Annotated in this window: 25 protein-coding genes; 15 read left to right on the plus strand and 10 right to left on the minus strand. The window is 72.8% G+C overall.

Translation table 11 applies throughout. The features are described from left to right. Window position 1 precedes the first annotated feature (1 nt). On the minus strand, window positions 2-1,747 hold the full coding sequence (locus tag ACFYUV_RS07860; protein WP_387666189.1) for an AMP-dependent synthetase/ligase: 1,746 nt from the start codon (window positions 1,745-1,747) through the stop codon (window positions 2-4). Between the two features lie 128 nt (window positions 1,748-1,875). Between ACFYUV_RS07860 and ACFYUV_RS07865 the strand changes: the two genes are divergently transcribed. From ACFYUV_RS07865 to ACFYUV_RS07895, 7 genes are all read left to right on the plus strand, one after another. Beyond that, complete coding sequence (locus tag ACFYUV_RS07865; protein WP_387666192.1) at window positions 1,876-2,643, plus strand: metallophosphoesterase; 768 nt, start codon at window positions 1,876-1,878, stop codon at window positions 2,641-2,643. A gap of 83 nt (window positions 2,644-2,726) precedes the next feature. Next, the gene (locus ACFYUV_RS07870) at window positions 2,727-3,170 is read left to right on the plus strand and encodes an SRPBCC family protein (RefSeq protein ID WP_352353271.1); all 444 of its coding nucleotides are present in this window, start codon (window positions 2,727-2,729) and stop codon (window positions 3,168-3,170) included. Continuing rightward, window positions 3,167-4,330, plus strand: a complete 1,164-nt coding sequence (locus tag ACFYUV_RS07875) for an ArsA family ATPase (RefSeq protein WP_358294108.1) — start codon at window positions 3,167-3,169, stop codon at window positions 4,328-4,330. Before ACFYUV_RS07870 ends, ACFYUV_RS07875 begins: the two co-directional genes overlap by 4 nt. A 39-nt stretch (window positions 4,331-4,369) precedes the next feature. Further along, the gene (locus ACFYUV_RS07880) at window positions 4,370-4,765 is read left to right on the plus strand and encodes a DUF5304 family protein (RefSeq protein WP_357967786.1); all 396 of its coding nucleotides are present in this window, start codon (window positions 4,370-4,372) and stop codon (window positions 4,763-4,765) included. Window positions 4,766-4,778: 13 nt separating this feature from the next. Beyond that, complete coding sequence (locus ACFYUV_RS07885) at window positions 4,779-5,711, plus strand: ROK family glucokinase (protein ID WP_387666196.1); 933 nt, start codon at window positions 4,779-4,781, stop codon at window positions 5,709-5,711. 3 nt (window positions 5,712-5,714) lie between these two features. Next, complete coding sequence (locus ACFYUV_RS07890) at window positions 5,715-6,458, plus strand: endonuclease/exonuclease/phosphatase family protein (RefSeq protein ID WP_387666199.1); 744 nt, start codon at window positions 5,715-5,717, stop codon at window positions 6,456-6,458. 37 nt (window positions 6,459-6,495) lie between these two features. Next, a complete protein-coding gene (locus ACFYUV_RS07895) occupies window positions 6,496-7,602 on the plus strand; it encodes a hypothetical protein (RefSeq protein WP_387666201.1) in 1,107 nt (368 codons plus the stop codon). A gap of 9 nt (window positions 7,603-7,611) precedes the next feature. Here the strand turns inward: ACFYUV_RS07895 and ACFYUV_RS07900 are convergent, their stop codons facing one another. Together ACFYUV_RS07900 and ACFYUV_RS07905 are read right to left on the minus strand one after the other, a co-directional pair. Then, window positions 7,612-8,082: a hypothetical protein gene (locus tag ACFYUV_RS07900; protein ID WP_387666204.1), complete on the minus strand. Its 471-nt coding sequence runs from the start codon at window positions 8,080-8,082 to the stop codon at window positions 7,612-7,614. Between the two features lie 46 nt (window positions 8,083-8,128). Next, a complete protein-coding gene (locus ACFYUV_RS07905) occupies window positions 8,129-8,887 on the minus strand; it encodes an alpha/beta hydrolase (RefSeq protein ID WP_387666207.1) in 759 nt (252 codons plus the stop codon). A gap of 147 nt (window positions 8,888-9,034) precedes the next feature. On the opposite strand from ACFYUV_RS07905, the gene ACFYUV_RS07910 reads away from it, so the two are divergent. After that, window positions 9,035-9,742: a lysophospholipid acyltransferase family protein gene (locus ACFYUV_RS07910; RefSeq protein WP_387666209.1), complete on the plus strand. Its 708-nt coding sequence runs from the start codon at window positions 9,035-9,037 to the stop codon at window positions 9,740-9,742. 72 nt (window positions 9,743-9,814) lie between these two features. On the opposite strand, the gene ACFYUV_RS07915 is transcribed toward ACFYUV_RS07910, so the two are convergent. Continuing rightward, window positions 9,815-10,270 carry a MarR family winged helix-turn-helix transcriptional regulator gene (locus ACFYUV_RS07915; protein ID WP_387666211.1) on the minus strand — a complete coding sequence of 152 codons (456 nt, stop codon included), beginning with the start codon at window positions 10,268-10,270 and terminating at the stop codon, window positions 9,815-9,817. Window positions 10,271-10,351: 81 nt separating this feature from the next. Between ACFYUV_RS07915 and ACFYUV_RS07920 the strand changes: the two genes are divergently transcribed. Further along, entirely contained in the window at window positions 10,352-10,780 is a 429-nt protein-coding gene (locus tag ACFYUV_RS07920; protein WP_387666214.1) for a DoxX family protein, read from the plus strand. Window positions 10,781-10,955: 175 nt separating this feature from the next. Here the strand turns inward: ACFYUV_RS07920 and mmuM are convergent, their stop codons facing one another. From mmuM to ACFYUV_RS07935, 3 genes are all read right to left on the minus strand, one after another. Next, window positions 10,956-11,822 (minus strand): homocysteine S-methyltransferase, encoded by an 867-nt coding sequence (mmuM, locus tag ACFYUV_RS07925; protein ID WP_387666216.1) that lies wholly within the window; start codon window positions 11,820-11,822, stop codon window positions 10,956-10,958. Window positions 11,823-12,365: 543 nt separating this feature from the next. Next, window positions 12,366-14,840: a VIT domain-containing protein gene (locus ACFYUV_RS07930; protein WP_387666218.1), complete on the minus strand. Its 2,475-nt coding sequence runs from the start codon at window positions 14,838-14,840 to the stop codon at window positions 12,366-12,368. Further along, window positions 14,837-15,577 carry a helix-turn-helix domain-containing protein gene (locus ACFYUV_RS07935; RefSeq protein WP_387666221.1) on the minus strand — a complete coding sequence of 247 codons (741 nt, stop codon included), beginning with the start codon at window positions 15,575-15,577 and terminating at the stop codon, window positions 14,837-14,839. The genes ACFYUV_RS07930 and ACFYUV_RS07935 overlap by 4 nt, the downstream gene beginning before the upstream one ends. A 116-nt stretch (window positions 15,578-15,693) precedes the next feature. Between ACFYUV_RS07935 and ACFYUV_RS07940 the strand changes: the two genes are divergently transcribed. Next, on the plus strand, window positions 15,694-16,161 hold the full coding sequence (locus tag ACFYUV_RS07940) for a Dps family protein (RefSeq protein ID WP_387666223.1): 468 nt from the start codon (window positions 15,694-15,696) through the stop codon (window positions 16,159-16,161). A gap of 249 nt (window positions 16,162-16,410) precedes the next feature. After that, window positions 16,411-17,433: an alkaline phosphatase PhoX gene (locus tag ACFYUV_RS07945; protein ID WP_364331674.1), complete on the plus strand. Its 1,023-nt coding sequence runs from the start codon at window positions 16,411-16,413 to the stop codon at window positions 17,431-17,433. 8 nt (window positions 17,434-17,441) lie between these two features. Here ACFYUV_RS07945 and ACFYUV_RS07950 read toward each other — a convergent pair whose 3' ends face one another. Then, window positions 17,442-18,035, minus strand: a complete 594-nt coding sequence (locus ACFYUV_RS07950) for a TetR/AcrR family transcriptional regulator (RefSeq protein WP_358294087.1) — start codon at window positions 18,033-18,035, stop codon at window positions 17,442-17,444. Window positions 18,036-18,167: 132 nt separating this feature from the next. Between ACFYUV_RS07950 and ACFYUV_RS07955 the strand changes: the two genes are divergently transcribed. Beyond that, complete coding sequence (locus tag ACFYUV_RS07955; protein WP_387666225.1) at window positions 18,168-20,360, plus strand: MMPL family transporter; 2,193 nt, start codon at window positions 18,168-18,170, stop codon at window positions 20,358-20,360. Here the strand turns inward: ACFYUV_RS07955 and ACFYUV_RS07960 are convergent. Continuing rightward, entirely contained in the window at window positions 20,317-21,174 is an 858-nt protein-coding gene (locus ACFYUV_RS07960; protein WP_387666227.1) for a GNAT family N-acetyltransferase, read from the minus strand. The genes ACFYUV_RS07955 and ACFYUV_RS07960 overlap by 44 nt on opposite strands. Before the next feature lie 94 nt (window positions 21,175-21,268). Here ACFYUV_RS07960 and ACFYUV_RS07965 point away from each other — a divergent pair, with 94 nt between their 5' ends. After that, window positions 21,269-22,168 carry a lactonase family protein gene (locus ACFYUV_RS07965; protein WP_387666230.1) on the plus strand — a complete coding sequence of 300 codons (900 nt, stop codon included), beginning with the start codon at window positions 21,269-21,271 and terminating at the stop codon, window positions 22,166-22,168. 82 nt (window positions 22,169-22,250) lie between these two features. Next, a complete protein-coding gene (locus ACFYUV_RS07970; RefSeq protein WP_387666233.1) occupies window positions 22,251-23,747 on the plus strand; it encodes a N,N-dimethylformamidase beta subunit family domain-containing protein in 1,497 nt (498 codons plus the stop codon). Here the strand turns inward: ACFYUV_RS07970 and ACFYUV_RS07975 are convergent. Then, a complete protein-coding gene (locus tag ACFYUV_RS07975; protein ID WP_358294079.1) occupies window positions 23,742-24,467 on the minus strand; it encodes a Clp protease N-terminal domain-containing protein in 726 nt (241 codons plus the stop codon). The genes ACFYUV_RS07970 and ACFYUV_RS07975 overlap by 6 nt on opposite strands. 171 nt (window positions 24,468-24,638) lie before the next feature. Here ACFYUV_RS07975 and ACFYUV_RS07980 point away from each other — a divergent pair, with 171 nt between their 5' ends. Continuing rightward, complete coding sequence (locus ACFYUV_RS07980) at window positions 24,639-25,664, plus strand: 6-phosphofructokinase (RefSeq protein WP_352331196.1); 1,026 nt, start codon at window positions 24,639-24,641, stop codon at window positions 25,662-25,664. Window positions 25,665-25,826: the final 162 nt, after the last annotated feature.

Below are 25,826 nucleotides of genomic sequence, written 5' to 3' on the forward strand. Positions count from 1 at the left end.
GCTAGTGGCCGTAGAGCTCGTCGATCTCCTTGGCGTAGTCGCGCATCACCAGGTTGCGCTTGACCTTCAGCGTGGGCGTCAGGTGGCCGCTCTCCTCGGTGAGGTCGGTGTCGAGGATCGTGAACTTCTTGATCTGCTCGGCCTTCGACACCGTGCCGTTGGCCCGGTTGACGGCCTCCTGCACCTGCGCCAGGATCGCCGGGTCGGTGCGCAGCTCGGCCGCGCTGCGGCCGGCGGGCGTCGCCTCGGGGTCGAGCGTGACCAGCGCGGCGACGAACGGACGGCCCTCGCCGACGATCATCGCCTGGGACACCAGCGGGTGGGCGCGCAGCGCGTCCTCCAGCGGGCCGGGGGCGACGTTCTTGCCCGCGGCCGTCACCAGGATCTCCTTCTTGCGGCCGGTGATGCGCAGGTAGCCGTCGGCGTCGAGCTCGCCCACGTCGCCCGTGTGGTACCAGCCGTCGGCGTCGACCGCCTCGGCGGTGGCGGCGTCGTTCTTCCAGTAGCCGTGGAAGACGTTGCGGCCCTTGGCCAGGATCTCGCCGTCGTCGCCGATGCGGACCGAGACGCCGGGCAGCGGCTTGCCGACCGTGCCGATCTTGTTCCCGCCCGGCATGTTGACCGAGATGGGGGCGGAGGTCTCGGTCAGGCCGTAGCCCTCGAAGACCTCGATGCCGACGCCCCGGAAGAAGTGGCCGAGCCGGTCGCCGAGCGCCGAGCCGCCGGAGACGGCGGCCGACAGCCGGCCGCCGGTGGCCGCCCGCAGCTTGGCGTAGACCAGCCGGTCGAACAGCAGGTGACGCAGCCGCAGGCCGAGCGGCGCGCCGCCGGACGCCTCCGCCTTGCTCCAGGCGACCGCCACGTCGACGGCGCGGGCGAAGATCTTGCCCTTGCCGCCCGCGGCGGCCTTCTGCTCGGCGCCGTTGTAGACCTTCTCGAACACGCGCGGCACGCCCAGCAGGAACGTCGGCTTGAAGTCCTGGAGGTCGGGGGCGACGTTCTTCATGTTCGGGGTGTGCGCCATGATCGCGCCGGCCTCGACCAGCACCACCTGGATCATCCGCGCGAAGATGTGCGCGAGCGGCAGGAACAGCAGCGCCGCCGGGGCGTTCGAGCTGAACAGCCGGTCGAGCGGCCCGCGCAGCACGTTGAGCGCGGTGAAGAGCAGGTTGTCGTGGGTGATCCGGCAGCCCTTGGGACGGCCGGTGGTGCCCGAGGTGTAGACGATCGTGGCCAGGTCGGCGGCGACGACCTTCTTCCTGCGCTCCTCCACGGCCGAGTCGGGCACGCCCTCCGCGTCGAGCCGCCCCTCGACCCGCCAGACGGCCTTCAGCTCGGGCGCGGCCTCGCGGACGGTCTCCTCGTGCGCGTCGAGCTCGACGAAGGCCGCCTTGGCCTCGCTGTCGGCCAGGATCCACCGGACCTGCTCCACCGACGAGGTCTCGTAGATGGGGACGGTGACCGCGCCGACGGACCAGAGGGCGTAGTCGACGAGCGTCCACTCGTAACGCGTGCGCGACATCAGCGCGACCCGGTCGCCGTGCTCGATCCCGGCCGCGATGAGCCCCCTGGCCACCTCGACCACCTGGTCGCGGAACTCGCCCGCGGTCACGACGGGCCAGCCGTCGTCGGTCTTGCGGCGCATGATCACGGTGCCGGGCTCCCGCTCGGCCCGGTCGAAGACCGTGTCCGGCAGGCTTGCTGAGGCAGGCACATCGACCAGGACGGGGACGCTGTACTCGCGCACGAACTTTCAACTCCTCTACGGGGACCGCCTGGACGTTACCGCCTTAAGTTACGCGCCGGTAGCATCGTCATGGGAGCGTTATGAAGGGCGTTCATCACGCTAGCAGCCGTCCCACCTAGGATTTCCCCATGAGGGTCCACGTGGTGAGTGACGTGCACGGCAGGGCCGACGCGCTGGCCCGCGCGGGCGAGGGCGCCGACGCGCTGGTGTGCCTGGGCGACCTGATCCTCTTCATCGACTACGACGACCACGCCAACGGCATCTTCGCCGACCTGTTCGGCGCGGAGCGGGCCGCCGAGTTCATCGCCCTGCGCACGGCCAAGCGCTTCGAGGAGGCCAGGGCCATGTCGGCGCGGCTGTGGGCCACCCTCGACGGCGACCCGCGCGAGCACATCGAGCGCAACGTGCGCGCCCAGTACGCCACCCTCTTCGCGGCCATGCCCACCCCCGCCTACCTCACCTACGGCAACGTGGACATTCCCCGCCTGTGGCCCGACTACCTCAAACCGGGCCATCAGGTGCTCGACGGCGAGGTGGTGGAGATCGGCGGCCTGCGCTTCGGCTTCGTCGGCGGCGGTCTCAAGACCCCCTACCGCACCCCGTACGAGATCGGCGACGAGGAGTACGCCGCCAAGGTCGAGGCGATCGGCGAGGTCGACGTGCTGTGCTGCCACATCCCGCCCGCCCTGCCCGAGCTGCTCTACGACGTCGTGGCCAGGCGCTTCGAGCGCGGCAGCGAGGCCACGCTGGCGGCCATCCGGCGCACCCAGCCGCGTTACGCCCTGTTCGGCCACGTCCACCAGCCCCTCCACCGCCGCGCCCGCGTCGGCCGCACCGAGTGCGTGAACGTCGGCCACTTCCGCGGGAAAGGTGAGCCGTTCGTCCTGGAATGGTGAGCCGTTCGTCCTGGAATGGTGAGCTGGACGGCCCGTGACCGGCGCTCCGCCGCAACGGGCGGATTCTGCATTACGGTGGTCGCATGGCTGATCGCACCACTTCGAGCACCACCATCGGCGCCGGCCGCGCAGAGGTCATGGCGGTCATCGCCGACTTCCCCGCCTATCCCGAATGGGCCGGATCGATCAAGCGCGCCGAGGTCGTCAGTACGGGCGCCGACGGGCGGCCCGAGCAGGTGCGGTTCGTCCTCGACGCGGGCGTGATCAACGACACCTACACCCTGGCCTACACCTGGGACGGCGACGACAACGTGCGCTGGCAGGTGGTCGAGCCGGGCAAGATGGTCGGCGACCTGCGCGGAAGTTACCAGCTCGCCGAGACGGGCAGTGGCACCGACGTGACGTACGAGCTCACCGTCGACCTCACGGTGCCCATGATCGGGATGATCAAGCGCAAGGCCGAGAAGGTGATCGTGGACACCGCGCTCAAGGGGCTGAAGAAGCGCGTCGAGGGCCGTACGCGGTGAGCCCCCGGGTCCTGCTCTTCACCGGCAAGGGCGGCGTGGGCAAGACCACCGCCGCCGCCGCGACCGCCACGCTGGCAGCCGAACGCGGGCTCAAGACGCTGATCGTCTCCACCGACACCGCCCACTCGCTGGCCGACGCGCTCGCCGTCGAGCCCGGCGAGATCGCGCCGGGCCTCCACCTGCACCAGGTCGACACGCAGAAGACCCTGGAGCGCCACTGGGGCGACCTGCAGCACTACGCCAGGGGCGTGCTCACCGAGCTGGGCCTCGACGAGATCACCTCCGAGGAGATCACCGTGCTGCCCGGCGCCGAGGAGGTCATCGCCCTGCTCGAACTGCGCGAGCACGCCCGCCACGGCGCCTGGGACGTCATCGTCATCGACTGCGCCCCCACCGCCGAGACGCTGCGGCTGCTGGCCCTGCCCGAGGCGCTCGACTGGCACGTCACCAGGCTCATGCCGGTCGGCCGCAAGCTGGTCAAGGTCGTCTCGCCGTTCATGCGCAGCGTGGCCCGGGTCAGCGCGCCGGGCGACGACGTCATGAACGCCGCCGAGCGGTTCCACCGCGGGCTGATGGAGGTGCGCGAGCTGCTCACCGGCGACAGCGCGTCCGTGCGGCTCGTGCTCACCCCCGAGGCCGTGGTGCTCGCCGAGGCCAGGCGCACCCTCACCTCGCTCAACCTGTACGGCTACCGCGTCGACGCCGTCATCGCCAACCGCGTCTTCCCGGCCGGCGGCGCCGACGAGTGGCGGGCCAACTGGGTGAGCGCCCAGGCCAGGCTGCTGGCCGAGGCCGAGGAGTCGTTCGCGCCGCTGCCCGTCCACACCGTTCCGTACCTGCCCGCCGAGCCGGTCGGCCGGCGCGCGCTGGCCGAGGTGGGCGCCTCCGTCTACGGGGACACCGACCCCTTCGCGGCGCCCGCCGTCGAGCCGCCGCTACGGCTGAGCGCCGACGAGCTGACGCTCGCCCTGCCCGGCGCCGACCACGACGACGTCGACCTGGCCCGCAAGGGCGACGAGCTCATCATCACCGCCGGCCCGTACCGCAGGATCCTGGCGCTGCCCGCGGCGCTGGCCCGCAGGAAGATCGGCTCCGCCGTGCTTCGCGACGGCGCGCTGAGAATACGGTTCAGTGTGGGGAGCGAATCCGGCTCCGAATGAGTTGAGCAGGATGAGCGAACCATACGCAGGGAGGGCCAGATGACCGAGAACAACGACAGAGACCCCATCGGCACCGTGGCCGACGAGGCGCGCAAGCTGTTCGAGACGATCCAGGGGCGCGCCACGCGCCAAGTCGGCAAGACCGTCTACAACTCCTTCACGGGCGGCGGCGCCCGCAAGGAGCGGGACGTGTGGAGCGAGGCGGTGTCCGAGCCCCACGACGAGTACATCTGCCGCGCCTGCCCGGTGTGCCGGGCGATCGCGGCGCAGCGGGAGTCGGGCTCCGACGTGACCGGCCACCTGGTGGCCGCGGGCGGCGAGCTGTTCGCCGCGGTGCGCGGGGCGTTCGACGCGCTGAGCAGGCCCGCCCCCCGCGGGCCGCGCGACACCCGTGACCGCGACCGCGGCGACGTGGAACACATAGATCTGGGATAGGGAGACACGCGGCATGCTCACGATCGGTGTCGACATCGGCGGTACCAAGGTCGCCGCGGGCGTGGTCGACGACAACGGCGAGATCGTCGAACACACGCTCAGGCCGACCGCGGCCGACCGGCCCGACGTGGTCGCCGACACGGTCGCGGACGTCGTCCGCGAGCTGTCGCAGGGCAGGGACGTCGAGGCGGTCGGCGTCGGCGCGGCCGGGTTCGTCGACGAGACCCGCTCGATCGTGCGCTTCGCCCCCAACCTCGCCTGGCGCGAGGAGCCGCTGCAGAAGAAGATCAGCGACCTGGTCGGCCTGCCCGTCGTGATCGAGAACGACGCCAACGCCATGGCCTGGGGCGAGACCAGGTTCGGCGCCGGGCGCGGCCAGTCCCACGTGGTCTGCCTGACGCTCGGCACCGGCATCGGCGGCGGCATCGTCATCGACGGCGCCCTCTACCGCGGCCGCTGGGGCATGGGCGCCGAGCTCGGCCACATGCAGGTCGTGCCCGACGGACGGGTGTGCGGCTGCGGCAACATCGGCTGCTGGGAGCAGTACGCCAGCGGCCAGGCCCTGGTCAAGGAGGCCAGGGAGATCGCCGCCCGGCAGCCCGACCGCGCCGAGATCCTGCTCGGCCTGGCCGGCGGCCGGATCGAGGGCGAAGAGGTGACCGAGGCCGCCCGGCTGGGCGACAAGGCCTCGCTGGCCGCCTTCCGCAGCCTGGCCGACTGGCTCGGGCAGGGCATGGCCGACCTGGCCGCCGTGCTCGACCCCGGCTGCTTCATCGTCGGCGGCGGCGTCTCCCGGGCCGCCGACCTGTTCCTCGACGAGGCCCGCGAGGTGTTCGCCAGGCAGCTCACCGGCCACGGCCACCGCCCGCTCGCCGACATCCGGCTGGCCGAGCTGGGCGCGTCCGCGGGGGTGGTCGGGGCCGCCGACCTGGCCAGGCGGCGCTAGCGCGTGCCCGCCGTGGTTCCCCCGTCCGGCGCGCGGGGCATGCGCGACGGCGTGCTGGTCAGGGTCGCCTCGTACAACGTGCGCAGCATGCGCGACGACGTGCCCGCGCTGCGCCGGGTGCTCGCCGCGATGCGGGCCGACCTGGTGTGCGTCCAGGAGGCGCCGAGGTTCGCCCGGTGGCGGGCCAGGCGCCGGGCCCTGGCCGAGGCCGGGGGCCTGCGCGTGGCCACGCCGGGACGCGCCGGCGGCGTGTGCGTGCTGGCCGGGCCGCGGGCCCGGGTGCTGGAGGCGCGGCTGCACCGGCTCAAGGCGTTCCCCGGCCTGGAACGCCGGGTGCTGGCCGTCGCCGTCGTCGAGATCGGCGGCGCGCGGCTGGCCGTCGGCTCGCTCCACCTCGACCTGCACCTCGCCGCCCGGCTGCGGCACGCGGGCGAGGCCATGTCCCTCATGGAACGGGCGGCCGCCGCGCACGACGCCGCCGTCGTCGTCGGCGCCGACGTCAACGAGCGGGGGCACCAGCCGGCCTGGCGTCTCCTGGCCGCCCGGCTGTCCGACTGCCACGCCGTCGCGCCCGCGGGCGACGGGCTGACCTTCCCCGCCGCGCGGCCCGCCGAGCGCATCGACGCGGTGTTCGCCGCGCGCGAGGCACGCGTCCTGTCCTGTGGGGGAGTGGCGGCCGGGAACGCCGATCTGGCCGGGGCCAGCGACCATCTGCCGGTGCTCGCCGAGTTGCAGGTTGGACTCTGACGGGCGAGCCGCCCGGGCCAGCCCGTAGCATTTGTTCATGACCCGTCGCTCTCAGCGGCGTGCGCTCTCCGTCCTTCTGGCGACGTCCGTGGCCTTGCCGCAGGTCACGCCCGCCGCGCATGCCGAGCCCCGCCCCGCCGCCGAGGCGTGGCAGAAGTCGACGAGCGCGCGCCTCGACGCGGACGGCTCGCTCTCCGACGTGCTCGCCGTCTCGCCGGGCGACGTGTGGGCGGTCGGCCAGCAGGAGATCTGGGACGTCTGGAAGAACCGCGGCACGATCCGCCACTGGAACGGCACCTCCTGGAACGAGGTGGCCGTGCGCGACGCCACCGCCGCGGGCAACCTGCGCGGCCTGGCCGCCGCCGGGGCCTCCGACGTGTGGGCGGTCGGCGACGGCCACGACGGCCTGCCCTACCTGGCCCACGGCGACGTCACCGGCTTCGACCGGGTCCGGCCGCAGGGGCTGCACGCCGGCGACTGGCTGGGCGGCATCGACGCCAAGTCCGGCCGGGTGGTCGCGGTCGGCAGCCGGGAGAAGTCCGGGCTCATCCTCACCGGCCAGGGCAACACCTGGACCGTCCAGCAGACCAAGGAGAAGGGCGCGCTCTACGCGGTCGCCTCGGGCTTCGCCGTCGGCGACACCGGCGGCGCGCCGCTGATCATGCACTACACGTCGGGTGCCTGGAAGTCGATGTCCGTGCCCGCCGTCCCCGGCGGCTACCTGCGGGACATCCAGGTCGACAGCTCCAAGCGGGCGGTGGCCGTCGGCGGGGTCTACCACGGCCCCGGCGAGATCTCGCCGCTCGTGCTCACCTGGAACGGCAAGCGCTGGCAGCGCCTGGCGATCCCGGCCACCGGCGCCCGCCTCTACGGCGTCACCGGCGACGGCAAGGGCCGCTACTGGATGACCGGCTACGACCCGGAGCAGGCGGCCCAGCCGTTCGTGATGCGCTGCGAGAAGGACGCCTGCCAGATCATTCGCGGCGCCGCGGAGAAGGGCCGCAGCAGCGTACGCCTCCAGGCGGTGGCCTACCTGGCCGGCAAGGGGGCGCTGTGGGCGGTCGGCCACGCCGTCGACGCGGCCGACCGCTACACCGACGTCGTGGAGTCCTTCGCCCCCCGCACCACCACGGCCAAGTCGTGACGGGCCGGCCTACAGGACGGCGCCGTCGTCCCAGCCGGAGTCGTTGGGCGGGCCGTCGCCCATGCGCACGACCAGCGCCACGAACCCGCCGATGAACGCCGCCACCGCGGTGAACAGCGCCCACCCCTCCATCTGCCAGCTGGCCATCGCCGCCACCAGCAGGTAGGCGGGCCCGCCGAACAGCGCCACCCAGGCGAGCTTGGTGGGCAGGTCGAGCTTGGGCAGCGGCGGCGGGGGAGGCGGCTCGAAGTGCCCCTCGTCCTCGTCGTCGTCGCGGGCGAGTTCGTCGCGGTCGTCGTGGTCGGGCGCGTCCTGGTCGAGTTCGGGCTCCTCGGACGGTTTGACCACCCTGCGGGTGGGCTCGGCGGGCACGTTCTCGCTGTCCGGCCATGGCTGGTCGGCCGAGTCGCGCTCGGCTGTGTCGTTGAAGGACGCGACGATCTGCCGCCAGACCTCGTCCTCGTCACTCTGGGGCGTCACCTAGATGGGCCTCTCCGCAGCGATCGCGACTTCCCCCTGGGTGCGATCAGTCCCTCTGCAAGGGTACCGAGGCATGTGTCCGGATGAAGTCGAGGCTACCGGCAAAGATCCTGTCGGCATCGTTGTCAAGCGTCGCAACATGGTAGCTGTCCGTGAGCTCCTCGATCGTGGCCTGCGGGACCTTCTGGCGAATGATCGCCACACTCGTCGGTTTCACCACGTGGTCGTCGCGGCTGTGGAAGACCAGCAGCGGCTGGGTGACCTTCGCCAGGTCGGCCTGCACCAGCGACCACAGCCCCGGCAGCGACGCGGCCGCCTTGACGGGCGTGCGGGCGTAGGCCAGCTCGGTCACGCCGGGCTTCTTGACGTCGCCCGCGACGCCGGGCACCGACGGCAGGAACCACTTCAGCAGCGGCGCCAGCCTCAGCAGCGGCACGTCACTGGCGATGGACGGGTTGACCACCACCACGCCCCTGACCGCGTCACCGTGCACCTCAGCCAGCCGCAGCGCCAGGCAGCCGCCCAGCGACAGGCCCGCCACGAACAGCTCCGAGCAGCGGCCCTGGAGGTCGGCGAACGCCTTCTCCACCTCGGCGTACCAGTCTTCCCAGCGGGTGCGGTTCATCTCCTGCCACGTGGTGCCGTGCCCCGGCTGGCGGGGCAGCGAGACGCTGACCCCATGGCCCGCCAGGTACTCGGCCCAGGGCCGCAGCGACTGCGGCGTGCCGGTGAACCCATGGCACAGCAGCACACCGACCTGACCCGCTCGGTGGTGGTAGGGCTCCGCGCCTGGCATGAGCGGCATAACGGCTCCTTGACGCAATTTCATCCCGGAACTGCCCGATCGTCGCACGTTCAGGGGTGATTGTGCGAGAGCTGGTGTAGTTGCATCTCGCCAGGGATGGGAAGATGACTCTGCTCAATCACGATGTCCTGGGGAAGAGGTGGCCGGGTGTTCTACTGGGTGGTCAAGGCCATCTTGAAGCCGATCCTCATGCTCTTCCGCCCGTGGACGGAGGGCGGGGACAACGTACCCAAGCAGGGGCCCGCGATCCTGGCCGGAAACCACCTCTCCTTCGCCGACCACTTCTTCGGCCCGCTGCAGATCCGCCGCAAGGTGATCTCGCTCGGCAAGGCCGACTACTTCACCGGCACCGGCATCAAGGGCTTCTTCACCCGGCTGTTCTTCAGCGGCGTCGGCACCGTGCCGATCGACCGCTCCGGCGGCAAGGCCAGCGAGGCCGCGCTCCGCACCGGCCTGCGCATCCTTCGCGAGGGCAACGTCCTCGGCATCTACCCCGAGGGCACCCGCTCGCCGGACGGCCGCCTCTACAAGGGCAAGACCGGCGTGGCCCGGCTGGCGCTGGAGTCGCGGGTGCCGGTCATCCCGTGGGCGATGGTCAACACGTACGAGATGATGCCGCCCGGGCGGCTGTTCCCCAAGCTCGGCATCCGGCCGGGCGTCCGGTTCGGCAAGCCGCTCGACTTCTCCCGCTACTACGGCATGGAGGACGACCGCCTGGTCCTGCGCGCTGTCACCGACGAGATCATGTACGCGCTGATGGAGCTGTCCGGCCAGGAGTACGTCGACAAGTACGCGGCCAGCGCCCGGGTCGAGATGGAACGCGCCCGCCGCGCCGCCGCCAAGACCGGCTCCTGAGGGTTTTTCCGTTCTCGCGGTCAGCTTCTGAGAGCCTGTCCGTTCTCCGGCCGGTTCCCGGCGGCTTCGCGGTCAGCTTCTGAGAGCCCGTTCGCTCTTCGTCATCGCGCTGGTCAGTGAGGTCAGCTCCGCGCGGGTGAGCCGGTCGATCAGGTAGTCCCGCACGACCTCCACGTGCCCGGGAGCGACGCGTTCCAGGCAGCGCTCGCCCGCCTCCGTGAGCACCGCCAGCACCCCGCGGTCGTCGGACGGGCACGTGGCGCGCTCCACCAGCCCCGCCTTCTCCAGCTGCGTGATCTGGTACGTCAGCGCGCTCTTCGACACCACCACGCCCCGGGCCAGCTCGGTCATGCGCATCCGGCGCTCGGGGGCGGCCGACAACCGCACCAGGATCTCGTACTGCGGGTGCGTCAGCCCGGCCGCGGCCTTGAGCTGCTCCTCGATGCGCCGTTCGAGCAGGTGGGAGGCCGACAGGAAGGCGCGCCAGGCGGCCATCTCCGTCTCGTCGAGCCAGCGGGTGTCCGTCACGTCCCAAGTGTACTTGTTGTTCAGATTTGAACTACCGGTAGAGTGGTTGTTCAAATCTGAACGACTCCCTTTGGAGGGTCCATGATCGACCAGGCGCGTCCCATCGCCCTGCTGCTGGCCAGGATCGCCGTCGGCGTGATCTTCCTGGTGCACGGCTACCAGAAGTTCGCCGACATGGGCATCGCGGGCACCACGAAGTTCTTCGAGTCCGCGGGCATCCCCCTGGCCGGGGTGGCCGCGCCGGCCGTGGCGGTGCTGGAGGTGGTCGGCGGCATCGCGCTGATCCTCGGCGCCGCGCTGCCGATCGCGGGCACGCTGCTGGCCCTCGACATGATCGGGGCGATCGTGTTCGTCCACGGCTCCAGCGGCTTCGGGGCCGGTGAAGGGGGCTACGAGTTCGTCCTCGCGCTGGCGGCGGCGAGCCTGGCGGTGGGATTCACCGGCGGCGGCGCCCTGGCGCTCGACGCCCTCCTCGGCCGACGCCGCACCACGGCTCCGGCCGCCGCCTAGCGACCCGCCCGTTCCGGCCGCTCAGGACCCCCGCGCGCCCACGCGTGGGGGTCTGCGGCCTTGCTGCCGTCCGTACGGCGTGCGCGGGGTCCTGCGGTCGGGGCTTCGTCCGTACGGCGTGTGCGGGGGCGCCGGGTGTGCCGGTGACGTCTCGCTGGGGCCTGGGCCTGGGGCGTCAGGTCAGGTGGGCGCGGATCTGCCTGATGTGCTCGGGGGTCGTGCGGCAGCAGCCGCCGATCAGCGACGCCCCGGCGCGCTCCCACTCCTTGGCGGCCAGGCCGTACTCCACCGGGTCGGACAGGCCCAGCCACCGGCGCTGCTCGGCGTCCCACGTCTCGCCCGAGTTCGGGTAGACCACGACGGGCAGTCCGCCGGACAGGCGGGCGACCAGCCCGGGGATGTGCCGCGGCGCCGTGCAGTTGACGCCGACCGCCACCACCTGCGGGTTTCCGGAGAACAGCGCGGCGGCCCGGTCGATCGGGGTGCCGTCGTTGATGCGCTCGGCGTCGCGGCAGGAGAAGCTCACCCACGCCTTGACCCCCGGCGTGGAGGCCAGCAGCCCGGCCAGCGCCCGCGCCTCGGCGTAGGACGGGATGGTCTCGCAGGCCAGCAGGTCGGCGCCGGCGGCGGCCAGGATCTCCCAGCGCGGACGGTGCCAGGCCAGCAGGCCGTCTTCGTCGAGGTCGTAGTCGCCGGTGTACTCGGCGCCGTCGGCCAGATAGGCGCCGTAGGGGCCGACCGAGGCCGCCACCAGGCCGCGACCGGCCTCGTCGCGGGCCTGCCCGGCCAGCTCGACGGACAACCTGATCAGCCGCTCGGCCTCGGACCGGTCGAGCCCGCGCCGCTGGAAGCCGGGGATGGTGGCCTGGTAGCTCGCCGTGGTCGCCACGTCGGCGCCCGCCGCGTAGTAGTCGGCGTGCACCCGCCTGATCAGCTCGGGCTGCTCCAGCAGCAGGCGCGCCGACCAGAGCTCGTCGCGCAGATCCGCGCCGAGCGACTCCAGATGCGTGGACAGGCCGCCGTCCAGGACGAGTGTGCTCACCCGTCCAGAATAGGAGGCCGCGGGGGATGGTGGCACATGGGAATGACACGCCTTTTCCCGGGGACGCCTGAATATCGCGGCGGAGATATCGCCGGGCGTGGAATTCATAATGGGTCGTGGGGGAATTTGTGCGCCGGTACGCGGGTGTGCCGGGTCGGTCGCGACAGCGGGACCCGTCATGGCGTGCCATCGTTCCCTGGACGCCCGCCACGGCCCGTTACGCCGGGCTCGCAGATGATTAGGCAGCGAAATCAGCAAAGAATCCAGAATCCCCCGCCTTTGGCGGAAACGGCGGTTCTGGAAACGGCGCTACCGCCAAGTCCGGTGCGGCACGGTTGGACCTGTTAGTGGCCGATTAGCCATTCACCCCAAGTGTCCGTGAACACGAGCCCCGCCGATCACCGCCCAGCCCGCTGGGGCACTGCCCGACGCCGCACAGCCGCGCCGCCGGGCCGCGCTGCGGCGTGTTCCCGCGTCGGACCGCTCATGGACGGAGGTGGCAGCGCTGCGGGGTGGTGCAGCGCTGCCGGGGGTCAGTGGGCGTCAGCCTCGTTTCCAGAAGGGACGGTGGCGCTTGCCGGGCTCGGGGTCGCCTGGAGCGAGCGGGCCGTCCTCGGGGAGCGGGTCGCCCGGCGCGATGGGGGCGTCCGGGAGAGTGGGGTCGGCCGGGGCGTGGTCGGCGGGGGTGCCGGTGAGGGTGGCCAGCGCTTCGAGGGCGTGGTCATGCAGGGCGCGCAGGTCCGTGCCGGGACGTTCGGCCGCCTCCAGGTCGCGGGCCAGCGTCGCCAGCGCCTCGTTCCCGCCCAGGTACGCCGCCAGCGCCGCCAGACGCGAGCCCAGGTCGGCCAGGTACAGCGCGTCCGGTACGCGCATCGCCCTGAGCCGGTCCAGTTCGGCCTTCAGCTGCGGCCTGACCGACTCCAGCCGGTGCGCCGGGCGCGGCGACGACGGAGGCGCGAACTTGGGCGAGGCTCCATGCCCAGGGCCGCCACCGGAGCCGGGTGCGGACGGCGCAGGCCCGGCAGGGCCGCCCGCGAGAGGCGGGGCCGGGAAGGGGGCGTCGGCCGGGGAGGGGCCGCCGAGCGAACCCGGCGCGCCGAAGCCCTGGTCGAAGGACGACGGGGCCGGCGGGGCCGGCGGCATCATCCGGGCGGCACTCGCGGGACGCGCCATCGTCATCGCCTGCGCCACGAACCCCCCGCCCATGGACGGGTTCGGCGGCAGCTCCCACCCGCTGGGCGGCTCGACCGGCTGGATCACCCGGTGCTCGGGCGCGCCCTCCGCGACCTGCCTCGTGTCGATCGCCACGTACGCCGTGAACCTGCACAGAACGCCGTTCTCCAGCGAGACCTCGACGATCCGCGACTCCAGGCCGTGCTCGCCCATGGCGTACCGGTCCTCCAGCTCGCGCAGGTGGGCGCGGGCCCAGACGGCGCGGAGGGCCGGACTGCCGGTGGTCACCCCCGTGACCCGCTCCTCCCACGGCCCGCCGGCCGACGTGCCGCGCACGGTGACGGCCCCGCCGCCCTCGCGGCACCGTCCGTACACCCGGAGCGGGACCCCCGGGAAGATCGAGCCGAGGTGGGTCACGGTGCCGGGCTCGGTCTCCAGCCCCTTCAGGGACAGGTCCGTCACCAGTGGCGCGCCGATCCTGCGGTGGATCTGCTCCATCGCCGCGTCGAGCCGGTCCTCGGACTCGACCAGCTCGCACCGGCCGGCGCCCAGCCCGGCGAGCCGGCCGAGGAAGCCGGCGTTCACCGCCCGGTCGATGCCGACCGTGTGCACCCGCATCGCCGACAGCGCGCCGCCGGCCTGCTCCAGGATCTGGTCCTCGTTGCCCACCTGGCCGTCGGTGACCAGCACCACCACCCGCTCCCTGTCGCCGGGCGCGCCGAGGAGGGCGATGGCGCGGCGCAGCGGTTCGAGCAGCTCGGTGCCGCCGCGCGCGTCGACCCGCGCCAGGTGCTCGACCGCGCGGTACCGGTTGCGGTCGGACGCCTCCACCAGCCCCTCGAACGCCGCCTCGACCACCGAGTCGAACGTCAGCACGTCGAAGCGGTCGTGCGCGGTCAGCGTGTCGACGATGCGCGCCGCCGCCCGCCGCGCCGCGACCATCTTCCAGCCGCCCATGCTGCCCGAACGGTCGAGCACCAGCACCACGTCGCGCGGCGCGCGGGCGGCCTGGAGGGCGGGCGGGACGACGGTGAGCGCGAACGTCCCCCGCCCGTCGAACTGCAGGGACGTGGACGCCTCGAACGACAGCCGCAAAATGAAGTCACGGTCGAGGCGCTCGCCCGGACGCAGGCGCACGGTGTGTCCGTCCTCCTCGACCACGTGCAGGCTGGAGGCCACCTCCCGCAGGTCCAGCCCGGAGGCGTCGACGCGGGCGGTGAGCGAGAGCCGCACGGGGCTGGGGAAGCCGGGCAGCAGCACCGGCGGCGTGATCCTCGACGCGTCGGGGACGGCGTCGGTGTCCGGCGCCACCCCGGAGCCCGCCGGGTCGCCGTCGAGCGGGGTGCCCGGGACGTACCGCGGAGCCACGACGAGCGGGAACCGGAAGGTCGCCGCGCCGTCCTCGTAGGGGAGGGGCTGGCTCATGGTCAGCCTGATCGAGACGCGTTCGCCGGGCAGGATGTTGCCCACCCTGATGGTGAAGACGTCGGGCCGGTCCTCCTCGGCGATCGCCGCCCGCCTGCCCTCGCGCAGCGCCTGGTCGTAGTCGGCCCTGGCCTGGCCGCGCTCCTTCAGCAGGCCCTCCACGACCCGGTCGTCGGCCTCCATCCTGAAGGCCGTCACCGCCGCCCGGTCGGGCAGCGGGAAGACGTAGGTCGCCTCCAGCGTGACGTCGAACGGGTTGCGGAACCCCTGCTCGACCTCGACCCCGGCGACGAGCCCGGCGATGTCGGCGTGCACGTCCACGCTGTCCAGCGGCAGGTTGCCGCGCTCGGTCAGCAGCGCGCCGAACCCGGCCTCCGGCACCGGCAGGCACCGTGCGGGCTCCAGCGAAGTGATCTTCACAGCAGTCTCCTCTCTACGAGCACCGCGAGCAGCGGCCCAGCCGCCGCCAGCACCGCCTGAACGTCGTCCTCGGACGGAGGCCGCCCCCCGTCCCACACAATGCGCACCCCGTCCGCGAGCACGACCCCCGCGGCCGGCCCGCCCCCGGCATGCCCCGCTTCCGCGTCGGCGGGGCGTTCGCTCCCGGCCGGGGCGCGGCGGACCGGCCGTTCGGCCCAGAACCTCGCACGCCCCGGCTCGCCGCCGCCTCCGGCTCGCCCGTCCGGCGGGCGTCGCGCCGCACGCGCCTGACCGTCGAAGGCCCCGTTCGCCTCGCCGCCGGACGTCACGTTCGTCGTCGCGGCGATGACGGACGCGGGCCCCGCCGAGCGCGGGCTGTCCGGCGGAGAACCAGGGACCGCCCGCCCGTCGCCCGCGGACGGCACGTCGGCGAGACCGGCCGCCGCCGCCAGCGTGGCGTTCGTCGCGCCGGCCAGCGCCGTCTGGATCTCGGCGATCGAGTGCCCCGCCGCCTGCATGCGCTTGACGGCCACCAGTTGCAGCAGGTGCCGTCGGCCGTAGCGGGCGATCCTGCCGCGCCGGGTCAGGGGCGGGTCCACGAGGCCGATGGTGGTGTACCACCTGATCAGGCGTTCCCCGGGCACGTCGCGGACCCGGCCGTTGACCGGCTGGGCGCCCGCGGGCAGCGCCCGCGCCGCGTGCTCGGCCAGCTCGCCGATGGTCCAGGTGTCGCTCATACCTCCACAATGACACTGTCACTATTACACTGTCAACGACCGGAAGATCGGAAGAATCCAGCCCCGGATGACGTTCTAAACAGGCATAAGCACCACTGAAGGGGAGGAAATACGACATGGCTACGATCACCGGTCCGCTCTCGGGTGAAGCCAAGAACACTGTCGCCGAAGCCCTGCAGGACGCCCTCGTCGATCTGATCGATCTGTCGCTGATCGCCAAGCAGGCGCACTGGAACCTTGTCGGCGCCCATTTCCGCCCGATTCACCTCCAGCTCGACGAGCTGACCGACCTGGCCCGTGCCCACATGGACACCATCGCCGAGCGGGCGGTCGCCCTCGGCGTGAACCCCGACGGGCGCTCGGCGACCGTCGCCAAGTCCACCAAGCTCCAGCAGCCCGAGCGCGGCTGGCTGGAGGACGGCAAGGTGGTGGCGACGATCACCGACATCCTCGACGGCATCAGCAAGCGCATGTACGAGCGCATCCGCGCCACCGACGAGGCCGACCCGGTCAGCCAGGACCTGCTCATCGCCGTGACGCAGGACATCGACAAGCAGCACTGGATGTTCCAGGCCCAGCGCTGACCGCGCGCGGCCGCCGGCCGCATCACCCGAAAAGCCCGGGCACGCCCACAGTGCCCGGGCTTTCGCGTGTCCGCCCCCAAGGCGGGCGATCTTCCGTCCGGTGGGTACGGACTGTCACGCATCGTCCAGGGCCTCCGGCGATCTCACGCCACGACGGAGCGCGGGGTTTGCGCAGAGTTTGATGTCACGAGTCCTTGCCATTCATGTCGGTGCGGTCGACTAGCGTGGCACCTAGAGGGAGGCCCCACGATGTCCCACAAGACTCTCCTCCGCACGGGCCCGCTCTTGCAGGGCGGCATCAGCCCGTACGGGCCGCTCACGCCGGCGTCCGCCGACGGGCTCGCGCTCCCGCCGGGCTTCACCGGCCGGGTGGTGGCCCGGTCGGGCGACAAGGTGGCCGGGCTCACCTGGCACGCCGCGCCCGACGGCGGCGCCTGCTTCCCCGACGGCGCAGGCTGGATCTACGTCTCCAACTCCGAGCTGCCCCTGCTCGGCGGCGCCTCCGCGCTGCGCTTCCACGCCGACGGCACGGTCGCCGACGCCTACCGCATCCTGTCCGGCACCGACCTCAACTGCGCGGGCGGCGCCACGCCGTGGCACACCTGGCTGTCGTGCGAGCTCGGCGACCGCGGCCGCGTCTTCGAGTGCGACCCCTACGGCGCCCGCGCCGCCCGCCCCCGCCTGGCCATGGGCCGCTTCCGGCACGAGGCCGCCGCCTGCGACCCCGAGCGGCGCGTCGTCTACATGACCGAGGACGAGCACGACGGCTGCTTCTACCGCTTCCGTCCCGGCGACTGGGGCGACCTGACGGAGGGCACGCTGGAGGTGCTGTGCGCGTCGGGCGGATGGCGGCCGGTGCCGTCCCCGGCCGCGCTGCTCACCGCGGCCCGCCACCAGGTCGAGGACGCCCGCCACTTCGACGGCGGCGACGGCTGCCACTACGCGGGCGGCGTCTGCTACTTCACCACCAAGGGCGACACCGGCCTGTGGGCCTACGACGCCCACACCTCCACGCTCGACCGGCTGTGCGAGGGCGTGCGCGCGATCACCGCCGCCCCCTCGGGCGACCTCTACGTGGCCAGGGAGACGACGGAGATCGACGTCATCGCGCCCGACCGGGCCGTCACGCCGTTCCTGCGGCTCACCGGGCACGAGGGGGCCGAGCTCACGGGGCTGGCGTTCTCGCCGAGGGGCGACCGGCTCTACTTCTCGGCCAGGCGCGGCCGCACCGAGGGCCACACCTTCGAGGTCCGCGGCCCCTTCCGTCCCTGACCGCGGGCTCAGGTCAGGTAGCGGACCAGCATGAGCTTGAGCTCGGCCACGAGCTCCGCGCCGCGCTCGGGCGTCGCCGGCCCCAGCATGGGCAGCACCGCCTTCACCATGGCCAGCGCCATCGTCGCGTTGAGCAGCGCCCGCTCCTGCGGCAGCTCGGGCGAACGCCGTCGCAGCAGCGCCGCGATCCGCTCCGCCAGCGAGGCGTGCATGCGCTGGGAGGCCGCCGCGAGCCGGTCGCCGGTGGCCGACCCGTACAGCAGCGACCAGTACGCCGGTGAGTCGGCCTTGAACGCCACGCTCTCGTCCACGAGCTGCCCCACCAGTGCCTCCAGCGGGACGTCCGGGGTGATCGCCGCCAGCCGGGCCGCCCAGAACTCGTCCCGGTCGTCGGTGTAGCGGGACACCAGGCCGTCCAGGATCTCCTCCTTGTTCCGGAAGAACTGGTACAGCGACCCGGGGGAGAGCCCCGCTCGCGCGGCGACCTGGTTCGTCGTCATGTCCGGGTAGCCGATCTCGGCGATCACCGACTCCGCGGCGTCGAGGATCTCGGCCATCCGCTTCAGGCCGCGCGCCTGCCTGCGGACCGTGCGTTCAGGCATGGGCCACCTCGTTGACAAATGCGAGCATTTACTTGTATTTCTGGGTTCGACAGCGAAACACGAGTAGTTTACCGAGTTTTCCGGAGATCCCATGCGAACCTGCCCATCAGGCCCGGCGCGGGCGGTGCCCGCGTGGCCGTGAACGTCGCCACCCGCGGCCCGCGCGCCGCCGCCGAGCCGCCGCTGCGCAGGCTGGGCCACCTCCTCGTCCGCCGCCGCCGGCTGGTGCTGGCCCTGTCCGCGCTCCTGCTCGTCGTCGCGGGTGTCCTGGCCGCCGGTACGGTCTCCCGCCTCTCCCTGGCCCGCTTCGAGGCGCCGGGCTCGGAGTCCGACCGGGCCCAGGCCGAGCTCGTCCGCCGGTTCGGCACCGGCAGCCCCGACCTGGTCTTCCTGGTCACCCCCAGATCGGGCACCGTCGACGACCCCGCGGCCGAGGCGGCGGGCCGCGCCCTCACCGACCGGATCGGCCGCTCGGACGGCGTCGCGGAGTCCTCCTCGTACTGGACCAGGGGCAGGCCCGCCACCCTGCGCAGCCGGGACGGCCGGCACGCGCTGATCGTGGTGCGCGTCCCCGGCGACGCCGACCACGTGCGGGCGCGGGTGCTGCCCGCGCTGGTGCCGCGGATCGTCGGCGAGCAGGGCCCGCTCCAGGTGCGGGCCGGCGGAGGGGAGGAGGTGTTCCGCGAGACCGTGCCGCTGGCCAGGCAGGACTTCGTCCGGGCCGAGCTGGTCAGCTTCCCGCTGGCGTTCGTGCTGCTCTGGCTCTACCAGCGGCGGGTGATGGCCGCCCTGGCGCCGATCCTGGCGGGGGTGCTGGCCATGGTGGTCGGCCTGGCGCTGCTGCGCGGCGTCCTGGTGTTCGCGGAGGTCTCCACCTTCGCCCTCAACCTCACCCTCGCCATGGGCCTCGGGCTCGGCATCGACTACTGCCTGTTCGTCGTCCAGCGTTTCCGCGAGGAGGTGAGCGCCGGACGCGACCGCGCGGCGGCCGTCGCCGGAGCCGTCGAGCACGCCGGGCGGACCGTGCTGTTCAGCGGCCTCACGGTGGCCGCCTCGCTGGCCGTGCTGTTCGCGCTGCCCTTCGACTTCCTGCGCTCCTTCGCCTTCGCGGGCATCGCGGTCGTGGTCGGCGGCCTGTTCGCGGCGATGATCGTGCTGCCCGCAGTGCTGGCCTCGGCCGGCGGCGCGATGCTGCCCGGGCCGGGGCGTCCCGGGCGCGGCGGAGCCGAGACCCGGGGAGCCGGGTTCTGGCACGGCCTGGCCGTCCGGGTCATGCGCCGGCCGGTGGTGTCCGGCGGCCTGGCGGCGGCGCTGCTGCTGGTGCTCGCCTCGCCGTTCCTCGGCCTGCGCTTCGGCACGGCCGACGACCGCATCCTGCCGCCGGAGGCGTCCTCGCGGCAGACCCAGGAGGTCATCCGGCAGACCTTCCCGGCGGAGGAGACCGACGCCATCCAGATCGTCTCGACGGGTGCGGCGCGGGCCGCCGACGTCTCGGCGTACGCGATGCGGCTCTCGCGGGTTCCCGGGGTCGCCCAGGTCGACTCCGCCGCCGGCGCCCACGCGGCCGGGCGGCGGGTCGGCGACGGCGACCCGGCCCGCTTCCGCGGGCCGGGCGCGTGGTTGTCGGTGGTGCCCTCCGCCGAGGCGCTGGCCGGTGACCCCGTCCGGCTGGTGGAGTCCGTACGGGCCGTGCCGCCGCCCTTCGAGGTCCTGGTCGGGGGCTATCCCGCCGAGCTGGCCGACTACCGCGCCTCGGTCGTCGACCGCCTGCCGCTGGTGCTGGCGCTCATGCTGGGCGTCACGTTCGCCGTGCTGTTCCTGATGACCGGCAGCCTGGTGCTCCCGCTCAAGGCGACCTTGCTGAACGTCCTCAGCCTCGGCGTCATGTTCGGCGCCGTCGTCTGGATCTTCCAGGAGGGCCACCTGTCGGGCCTGCTCGGCTTCACCCCGACCGGCACGCTCGACCCGAGCATCCCGATCCTCATGCTCTGCGTCGCCTACGGCCTGTCGATGGACTACGAGGTCTTCCTGCTGTCCAGGATCAAGGAGGAGTACGACAGGACGGGCGACACCGGGCAGGCCGTCGCCACCGGCATGCAGCGCGGCGCGCCCCTGATCACCGCGGCGGGCGGCATCCTGGCGCTCACGTTCGCCGCCTACGCCACCGCGCGGGTGGCGTTCGTGCAGATGCTCGGGGTCGGCATGGCCGTCGCGGTGCTGGCGGACGCCACCGTGATCAGGGCGGTGCTGGTGCCGAGCATGATGCGCCTGGCCGGGCCGCTCAACTGGTGGCCGCGAGGTCGAGCGACCACATCTCCTCGGTGACCTCGGCGCCGTTCTCCACGCCCCGCTCCGCCGACTCCAGCTCGAACCCGGCCGTCTGGTAGATGCGCCGCGCGCTCACCAGGCAGTCGCGCGTCCACAGCGTGATCCGCCGGTAGCCCCGGTCCCTGGCGTGGCGCAGGCACTCGGCCACCAGGCGCCGCCCGATCCCGAGGCCCCGCGCCGACGGCTCGACCAGCAACATGCGCAGCTTGGCCGTCGTGTCGTCCTGGTGCACGCAGAACACGCACCCGGCGCGCTCGCCGTCGACCTCGGCGATCCAGCCGGCGTCGCGGGCGGGGTCGTAGGCGCCCACGATCCTGGCCACGAGCTGCTCGAACTCGGTGCCCCAGCCGTACTCCGCGCTGTAGAGGGCGCCGTGCCGGTAGACGACCCAGCCGAGGTCGCCCGTCCGCGGGGGCCTGATCACGTACGGGCGGGCGGCCGGCTCGCCGAGCAGCCGCCGGATCGTCGCCATGCTGCCGACCAGCAGCGCCCGGTCGGCCTCGGGCAGGCCGCCGAGCAGCCGTTCGATCTCCTCGGCCGAACGGCGGTCGAGCCCGGCGAAGGTGGCCGCGCCCGCCTCGGTCAGCCGGACGAGCTGCTTGCGGGCGTCGGCGGCCGACCGCTCGCGGGCGACCAGCCCGTCGCCCTCGAAGCGGGCCAGGATCCGGCTCAGGTAGCCCGCGTCGAGGTCGAGCAGGCCGCGCAGCTCGCCGGTCTCCATGCTCTCGGCGTGCGCGAGCTCGAACAGCACCCTGACTTCCGTCAGCGAGTAGGGCGAGTCGAGCATGCCTGCCTGGAGGACGCCGATCACTTTCGTATAGAACCGGTTGAAGGCTCTGATCTCAGAAACCCTTGCCTCCGTCAACGAATTCATTGCCCCAGTCAACCATAAGAAGGATCCCGTTGTGAACCTCTACATAGGCGGCTACGGTCCCGGCATCGTCACGGTGGGCGGCGAGCTGACCCGCGTGGCCTCGCCGTCGTTCCTGGCCGCCCACCCCACCCTGCCGGTGCTGTACGCGGCCGGCGAGCTGCAGCGCGGCTGGCTCACCGCCTTCACCACCGAGGGCGGCCTGTCCCCGCTGGACGAACGGTCCAGCGACGGCGACAGCCCCTGCCACGTCGCCGTCCACCCCTCGGGGAGCCTGCTGGCCGTGGCCAACTACGGCGACGGCACCGCCGGCCTGCACCACCTGGACGAGCGGGGCGCCTTCACCGGCGACCCCGTCGTCCTGCGGCACGAGGGCTCGGGCCCCGACCCCGACCGCCAGGCCGGCTCGCACGCCCACATGTGCGTCTTCCACGACGACGTCCTGCACGTCTCCGACCTGGGCACCGACGAGATCCGCCGTTACCGCCTGGACGGCTCCCCGCTCGACCCGATCACCCTGGCCCCCGGCACTGGCCCCCGCCACTTCGCCTTCGCCGGCGACCGCCTGTACGTGGCCGGCGAGCTGGACGGCACCGTGACCCTCGTCGAGGGCGAGCGCCGCACCGTCGTGCCCGCCTCGCGCGCCGGGGGCGACAACGCGCCCAGCCACCTGCAGCTCGACGGCGACCTGGTCTACGTCGCCAACCGCGGGCCCGACACGGTCTCGGTGCTGCGCGCCGCCGACCTGTCCCCGGTGGCCGAGGTGCCCTCGGGCGGCGCCTGGCCCCGGCACTTCGCCATCGCCGGCGACCGCCTGTACGTCGCCAACCAGAACTCCGGCGAGGTGACCGTGTTCACGCTGGAGGACGGGGTGCCCGAGCCGGCCGGTCAGTCGTACGAGGTGCCCAGCCCGTCCTGCGTGCTGCCCGCATAGGGACGCCGGGCGGGAAGCGGCCCGGTGTAAGGATCTGGCCAAGTCGTGGCCCGGCCCCGAGGCGGGCCGCGACGATGGCCGGGTGCGCAAGCTCTCGCTGCTCCTCACCCTGTTGATCGCCGTCCTGCCGGCCGCCGGATGCGGCGGCGGTCCCGTGCGGCCGGCGCCGTCCGCGTCGCCCGCCCCGCCCGTCCCGCAGCCGTCGGAGACGGGCCGGCCGTCGCCGCCGCCGGTGGACGCGGGGGAGTCCTGGCGGATCACCACCCGCGGGGCCGACCACGAGATCGAGGGCTACGCCGACCACGTGAGCGTCCTGCCCGGCCAGCCCTTCGCCCTGCACGTCTCCACCACCGCCCCGCGCTTCACCGCCGGCGCGTTCAGGATGGGCGCGCACCCGGCCAAGGTGTGGGAGTCGCCGCAGGTGGAGGGCGTGCGCCAGCCTCCGGCCAGGACCGTGCACGGCATGGTGACCGCCGCCCACTGGAAGCCCTCGCTCACCGTGGACACCCGCGGCTGGACGGAGGGCGCGTACCTGATCAGGCTCGACGCCTCGACCGGCGCCCAGCGGTACGTGCCGATCACCGTCCGCTCGGCCTCCACCCGGGGCCGGGTGGTGATGGTGAACGCGGTCACCACCTGGCAGGCGTACAACCTGTGGGGCGGCCGCAGCCTGTACCTGGGCCCCGGCGGGTTCGCCGACCGCTCGCGCGAGGTCACCTTCGACCGCCCGTACGACGGCGGCGGCGCCCGCCTGTTCCTCGACTTCGAGCAGTCGGCCCTGGCCGTGGCCGAGCGCAGCGGCGTGCCCCTGGCCTACCTCACCAGCCTCGACCTCGGCCCCGGCGTGCTGGACGGCGCCCGGGCCGTGGTCTCGCTCGGCCACGACGAGTACTGGTCGCCCGCCATGCGCACGGCCGTCACCAGGGCCAGGGACAGCGGGACGAACCTCGCCTTCCTCGGCGCGAACGCCGTCTACTGGCGCATCGCGATCAAGGGCAGGACGGTCGCCTGCGACAAGGAACGGCTGTGCCCGCTGTGGCGGGACTCCCGCCCGGAGAGCGCCCTGGTGGGCCAGATGTACGACTGCTTCCCCGCCCAGGGCGCCTACACGGTCCGCAGGCCGGGCCACTGGATCTTCGCGGGCACCCGGGGGCGGCGCTTCCCCGGCATGGTCGGCCCGGAGACCGACAAGGTCTCGCGCGGCTCGCCCAAGGGCGTGGAGGTGCTGGCCGACTCGCCGTTCTCGTGCGGAGGACGCGGGACGACGTCGCAGAGCACGTACTACACGGCGCCGAGCGGGGCCGGGGTGTTCGCCTCGGGCACGATGCGGTGGGTGTGCGCGATGCGCGGCAAGCGCTGCGGCCACGGCGTCCCGGAGTCCGCGGCCGCCTTCACCCGCCGCGCCACGGCGAACGTGCTGACCCGGTTCGCCGCCGGCCCGGCCGGACGCTCCGGCCGGCCCGCCCACCCTCCTCAGGGCCGCGCGGGCCCGCCGGGGAACGCCGCCCCCGGGGCCGGCCCGAGGGCGGCCGTGAGCGGCCCCCGTGAGCGGCCCGAGGGCGGCCGGAGGCGGCTATGAGCGGCGCTCGCGCAGGATCGCCGCCAGCCGCTCCCTGATCTCCCGCTCGGCCGCCTCCTTGTGCACGCCGAGATCGGCCAGGGCCCGCACCACCGGGCCCTCCTCCAGGGAGAGCACGCCGAGCAGCAGGTGCTCGGTGCCGACGTAGTTGTGCCCGAGCCGCAGGGCCTCGCGCAGGGTCAGCTCCAGCGCCTTGGCGCACTGCGCGGAGAACGGCAGGGTGACGGGCGACTGCCCGCCGCCGGGCGCCATGGCCGCCGTGACGGCCTCCCTGACCGCCTCGGGGGAGGCCCCGAGCGTGGCCATGGTCGAGGCGGCCAGCGCCTCGGGCACGTGCAGCAGCCCGAGCACCAGGTGCCCGACCTCGATGTGGTCGTGCCCCGACAGGCGCGCCTCCTCCTGGGACTTGACCACCGCGACCCGGGCCTTGTCGGTGTAGCGGGCGTAGTTGCGCAGGTCGTCGGCGAGCGAGCCGCCCTCCTTGACCACGAACCGCTTCTGCGCGGCCTGCTTGGTCACGCCCATGCTGCGGCCGATGTCGGTCCAGGAGGCGCCGGAGTGGCGGGCGTGGTCCACGAAGTGGCCGATCAGGTGGTCGGCCACTTCTCCGAGATGCTCGCCCAGCGTGACGGCGTCGGAGAGCTGGCCGAGCGGGTCGCCGTCCGGATGACGGCTTTTGATGGCGGCGATGAGGTCGTCGAGACGTACGGTTTCGTCCATGCGTCAACCATAGGTTGACGCCGCAGTGCCGTCAACCCCGGGTTGACGATCGCCGCTTACAGGAAATGATCGAGGGCCGCGCGTTTGGTCTAGACCACTGAGCGTCGCGGCAGGCACAATGCGAGCAGTCACCGAGCAATGGTTCGTGAACCCCATCGGGAGGAACCCGCCATGCGTATAGGAGTGCTCACCGGAGGCGGAGACTGTCCGGGTCTCAACGCCGTCATCAGGGCCGTGGTGCGTAAGGGGGTGAGCACGTACGGCCACGAGTTCGTGGGCTTCCGCGACGGCTGGCGCGGGCCCCTGGAAGGCGACACGATGCCGCTCGACATCCAGGCCGTACGAGGCATCCTGCCGCGGGGCGGCACCATTCTCGGATCCTCCCGCACCAACCCGATCAAGATCGAGGGCGGCGTCGACCGCATCAAGGAGAACCTCGCCGCCACCGGCGTCGACGCCCTGATCGCCATCGGCGGCGAGGACACGCTCGGCGTGGCCAAACAGCTCTACGACCGCGACGTCAAGGTCGTGGGCGTGCCCAAGACCATCGACAACGACCTGTCCGGCACCGACTACACCTTCGGCTTCGACACCGCGGTCAACATCGCGATGGAGGCCATCGACCGGCTGCACACCACCGCCGAGTCCCACCACCGCGCGCTGATCTGCGAGGTCATGGGCCGCCACGCGGGCTGGATCGCGCTGCACGCGGGCATGGCCGGCGGCGCGAACGTGATCCTCATCCCCGAGAAGCCGTTCGACATCGACCGGGTCTGCGAGTACGTCGAGTCCCGCTTCCGCACCCGCTACTCGCCGATCATCGTCGTGGCCGAGGGCGCCCACCCGATCGAGGGCCAGATGGAGCTGCAGACCGGCACCCTCGACGCGTTCGGGCACGTCCGGCTCGGCGGCATCGGCGAGGTGCTGGCCAAGGAGATCGAGAAGCGCACCGGCAAGGAGGCCCGTACCACCGTGCTCGGCCACATCCAGCGCGGCGGCACCCCGACGGCCTACGACCGGGTGCTGGCCACCAGGTTCGGGCTGCAGGCGATCGACGCCGCGCACGAGGGCGACTACGGCACGATGGTCGCGCTGCGCGGCACCGACATCGTCCGGGTCGGGCTCGACGAGGCGACGGCCGAGCTGAAGACCGTGCCGGCCTCCCGGTACTCCGAGGCCGAGGTGTTCTTCGGGTGAGGCTCTCTACGGCTGGCTGAAAGCGGCTTGCAAGCGCCGGGCCGTACTTTCTGGGCAGCGGGGTTACCGCTTACAACCCCCCTCGGGGTACGGCTTGGGGCGCAGCGAGTCGGCGGCCCACTTTGCGCCGCAAGCCGTACCCAGGAGATAGCTCAACCGCGG

Source organism: Nonomuraea sp. NPDC003560 (genome assembly GCF_042878785.1).
Classification (GTDB): domain Bacteria; phylum Actinomycetota; class Actinomycetes; order Streptosporangiales; family Streptosporangiaceae; genus Nonomuraea.

Excerpts from the sequence above, each read along its gene's own strand:
- ACFYUV_RS07895 (WP_387666201.1), top strand. The coding sequence starts at position 6,496 with ATGACCCGTCGCTCTCAGCGGCGTGCGCTCTCCGTCCTTCTGGCGACG.
- ACFYUV_RS07945 (WP_364331674.1), top strand. The coding sequence starts at position 16,411 with ATGTCCCACAAGACTCTCCTCCGCACGGGCCCGCTCTTGCAGGGCGGC.
- ACFYUV_RS07920 (WP_387666214.1), top strand. The coding sequence starts at position 10,352 with ATGATCGACCAGGCGCGTCCCATCGCCCTGCTGCTGGCCAGGATCGCC.
- ACFYUV_RS07870 (WP_352353271.1), top strand. The coding sequence starts at position 2,727 with ATGGCTGATCGCACCACTTCGAGCACCACCATCGGCGCCGGCCGCGCA.
- ACFYUV_RS07935 (WP_387666221.1), bottom strand. The coding sequence starts at position 15,577 with ATGAGCGACACCTGGACCATCGGCGAGCTGGCCGAGCACGCGGCGCGG.
- ACFYUV_RS07940 (WP_387666223.1), top strand. The coding sequence starts at position 15,694 with ATGGCTACGATCACCGGTCCGCTCTCGGGTGAAGCCAAGAACACTGTC.
- ACFYUV_RS07865 (WP_387666192.1), top strand. The coding sequence starts at position 1,876 with ATGAGGGTCCACGTGGTGAGTGACGTGCACGGCAGGGCCGACGCGCTG.
- ACFYUV_RS07885 (WP_387666196.1), top strand. The coding sequence starts at position 4,779 with ATGCTCACGATCGGTGTCGACATCGGCGGTACCAAGGTCGCCGCGGGC.
- ACFYUV_RS07980 (WP_352331196.1), top strand. The coding sequence starts at position 24,639 with ATGCGTATAGGAGTGCTCACCGGAGGCGGAGACTGTCCGGGTCTCAAC.
- ACFYUV_RS07880 (WP_357967786.1), top strand. The coding sequence starts at position 4,370 with ATGACCGAGAACAACGACAGAGACCCCATCGGCACCGTGGCCGACGAG.
- ACFYUV_RS07950 (WP_358294087.1), bottom strand. The coding sequence starts at position 18,035 with ATGCCTGAACGCACGGTCCGCAGGCAGGCGCGCGGCCTGAAGCGGATG.
- ACFYUV_RS07975 (WP_358294079.1), bottom strand. The coding sequence starts at position 24,467 with ATGGACGAAACCGTACGTCTCGACGACCTCATCGCCGCCATCAAAAGC.
- ACFYUV_RS07905 (WP_387666207.1), bottom strand. The coding sequence starts at position 8,887 with ATGCCGCTCATGCCAGGCGCGGAGCCCTACCACCACCGAGCGGGTCAG.